General features: G+C 69.8%; 2 protein-coding genes. Both read right to left on the bottom strand.

What is annotated here, in order from left to right:
• Positions 1 to 17 precede the first annotated feature (17 nt).
• On the bottom strand, positions 18 to 1,088 hold the full coding sequence (locus I5E_RS14805) for an ABC transporter permease (RefSeq protein ID WP_022907669.1): 1,071 nt from the start codon (positions 1,086 to 1,088) through the stop codon (positions 18 to 20).
• 67 nt (positions 1,089 to 1,155) lie between these two features.
• Positions 1,156 to 2,736: an ABC transporter substrate-binding protein gene (locus I5E_RS14800; RefSeq protein ID WP_022907668.1), complete on the bottom strand. Its 1,581-nt coding sequence runs from the start codon at positions 2,734 to 2,736 to the stop codon at positions 1,156 to 1,158.
• Between the last annotated feature and the right edge of the window lie 175 nt (positions 2,737 to 2,911).

Raw genomic sequence — 2,911 nt, 5'->3', positions numbered from 1 at the left:
GGACGGCGGTGATGGTGTCAGCCACGCTTCTCCCCGAGGGTGCGCGGGTCGATGAGACCCAGGATGATGTCGATGACGAGGGTGATCACCAGGGAGATCAGCCCGATCACGAAGACCGCGGCGCGGATCACCGGGTAGTCCTTGTCGACCGCGATCGCCTGCACGATCACTCCGCCGAGACCGGGCCAGGCGAACACCGCCTCGGTGATGAGCGCGGAGCCGAGCAGGGCGGTCAGGATGATGCCGGAGAGGGTCAGCGCCGTCGTGAGCAGGTTCGGCAGCATGTGCTTCGCGTAGATCGAGAGCGCCGGCAGCCGCCAGCCGCGCGCCGTCCGCATGTAGTCCTGCTCGAGGATGACCGCGGTCTCCCGGCGGACGATCCGGGCGACGGAGCAGGTGCCGCCGACCGTGAGCGAGGCGATGGGCAGGACAGCCGCGGCCCCGAAGTCGTAGGCGGGCGAGTACGCCGGCGGCAGGACGTGCAGCAGGACCGCGAAGACGACCACGAACCCGGTGGCGAGGACGTAGGTCGGGATCGACGAGATGAGACCGGTGACGGCGGTGAACGTCACGTCGAGCCAACGGTGACGGTCGCCCCGGGTCAGGACGCCGACCGTCATGCCGAGCGCGAGCCCGAGGACCAGCAGGAGCAGGACGGCGACGATCGTGATGGTGAGCGTGTACGGCACGGCGGTCATCACGATGTCCATGGCCGGCGCGCGGTACTTGTACGAGTCGCCGAAGTCCCCCTGCACCACGCCCGCGACGTAGTGCCAGAGCTGGACCGGGACCGGCTGGTCGAGGCCGAGCTGGTGCCGGACGAGCTCGACCTGCGCGAGCGACGCGGTGGGTCCGGCGATGGCCGTCGCCGGGTCACCGGGGATGAGCTGCACGATCAGGAAGGTCACGAGGACGAGCAGGGCGAGGTTGACGACGAGGCCGACGGCGCGGCGGAGCAGGAACCGGCGCCAGGCGCTCCCGAGGCCGGCTGCTCGCGGAGCCGTGGCGGCGGGGACACCCGGGGTGCCCGGGGTGCCCGGGTTGCCCGGACCGGGCACGGGGGGATGGTCGACGGTGGTGGTGCTCATCGCGGGTCCTCCAGGTGCTCCGGTCCGGGCGGTGGTGGGGTGGTGCTGGGTGGTGCGCGTCAGTCGGTCACGAGACGATCCGCATGGCGGACGGGTCCCAGTAGCCGGAGAAGACGTGCGTCTCGAAGCCCTTGCGGGCGACGTAGCGGTGCGTGTCCGTGATGAGCGGGGTCATGTCGACCCGCTCGAGGATCGACTTCTGCGCCGTGGCGAAGTCGGCGCACTGCTGGTCCTCGTCGGTCGTCGCCATCGCGGCCTGGTAGGCCTTGAGTCCCTCGGGGTTGTCGCTCGAGGACACGTTGGTGCCGCCCTCGGGGTACGTCGGGCCGAGGTAGCGGGCGATCGACAGGTTGATCAGGCCGACCTGGGCGTCCTCGGCCGCGACCGCGACGTCCCAGGTGTCCGGCTTCGTGCGCATCTGGGTCGTCCAGTCGGCGGGGTCCGGGGCGGAGACCTTCACGGTCGCGCCGGCGTTCCGCAGCGACTCCGCGAGGAAGTCGGCCGCGGGGTCCCAGTTCGACATGATGAGCAGGCGGATGGTCGTGCCCTTGAGCTCCTTCGCCGCCGCCTTGGCGTCGTACGACTGCACGAGTGACGAACCGTCCACGGCGCAGCGGTAGCTCGCGGCGTTCACCGTGGTCTGCGTGACCCCGAGCCCGTCGAGCCCGGCGTTGTTGAACCCCTTGGTGTCGATCGCCTGCGCGACCGCCGCACGGAGCGCCTGGTTGCCGGCGAAGACCGACCCGGAGCCCTCGGCCTCGTTGAACACGAGGTTGTACGCCGAGCTGGCGAACTTGACGGTGGAGTAGTCGCCGCCGGTGAACCGCTCGGCGTTCGAGTCGTAGAAGCGCGCGACGTCGACGCCACCGGACTGCAGCAGGTTCGCGCTCGTGTTCGAGTCACCCTGCACGGTCATGTTGATCGTCTTGGCGGGCTTGCCGGTGACGGTCTTCCAGTCCGGCCAGGCGTCGTAGTCCGATCGCAGCGAGTACTGCACGCTCTTGCCCGCGGACGACTTCGTCAGGGTGTACGGCCCCGACCACGCACCCTTCACGGTGCCCGCCGCGAGGCCCTTCGGGTCGGCGATGCCGGCCGGGCAGATGATGCCGGTGCCGGGACGGGTGAGACCGCCGAGCAGCTGCGAGTAGGGGGAGCTCAACGAGATCGTCAGGGTGCCCGCGGAGTCGTCCGGCGTGAAGGTCGGCTCACCGGAGCCGAACGCCTGGTTCTTCCACGTCTGGGCGCCGGAGTCGTCGAGGCCGACGAGGTACTCGAAGGACTTCGCCACGACGCTCGGGGTGATCTCCGTGCCGTCGGAGCAGGTCGCCCCGTCGCGGATGGTGAACTCGTACTTCGAGGCCGACTCGGCGTCCCACTTGGTCGCGAGGCCACCGATGTACCCGCCGTCGTCGCCCTCGCCCTGCCGGAGCAGGGTGTCGAAGCCGAGACGAGCGACCTCGACGTCCGAGCTCGCCGACGCCTTCGCCGGGTCGAAGGTCGCCGGCGCGTACCAGAGCTCGGCGTTGATCGTGCTGGTCGTCGAACCGCTGCTGCCGCCGTCGGCGGAGCCGGCCGTGCTGCACGCGCTCAGGGAGAGGCCGACGGCGCTCGCGATCGCGACGCCGACGAGGATGCGCTTCCTCACCATGGTGCTGTCCTCCAATGGGATTCGGGGTGATGCCAGGGGGTCAGTCCCAGGGGCGGGTCCAACTTGGATCCAATCTAGGACAATCCGCATCCAACTGTGTTTCGTGTGGATTACATCTGCGCCGCGTCGTGGACCGTGTGGCCACCGACGACCGTCCGTCGAACCCGCATCGCGG

It is taken from the genome of Curtobacterium sp. B18 (genome assembly GCF_000333375.1).
GTDB lineage: Bacteria > Actinomycetota > Actinomycetes > Actinomycetales > Microbacteriaceae > Curtobacterium.
Note: the sequence above shows the minus strand (reverse complement) of the source record. Positions and strands in the feature narration are given on the sequence as shown.